This window comes from Pseudomonas sp. PME37.24/025, assembly GCF_055556615.1.
Genome location: NZ_JBVHNK010000327.1, coordinates 1 through 260, shown reverse-complemented (window position 1 = coordinate 260; position 260 = coordinate 1). Strand labels below are relative to the sequence as shown.

Sequence of the window (260 nt, the reverse complement as noted above, 5' to 3'; positions counted from 1 at the left end):
CCATTGCTCCAGCCGTGGTCGGAGCATTGTCTGCCAGTCGGTGGTTTTACCGAATGCGCCATGGACGTTCGCGCTGGCGTCTTCCCCGCTGGCTACAGATATCAGGTCGGCGAAAGCCTGACGAAGAATTTCGCTGCGAAGGGAGCGGGCGAAGATCTCTGGCCGGTTCAGAGCGAGGTAGGGCTTTGGGGTTGGTTCGTTGGTGATGCGATCTGGCCGCTCGAAGTAGTACTCGTCATGACTGCGGCCCCGACATACGG

At 60.0% G+C, this 260-nt stretch carries 1 protein-coding gene; it reads right to left on the bottom strand.

Annotated features, from left to right (window positions below; genetic code table 11):
- A partial coding sequence (locus ACZ3HH_RS30570) for a hypothetical protein (protein WP_465810397.1) occupies positions 1 to 260 on the bottom strand: 260 nt, incomplete at both ends.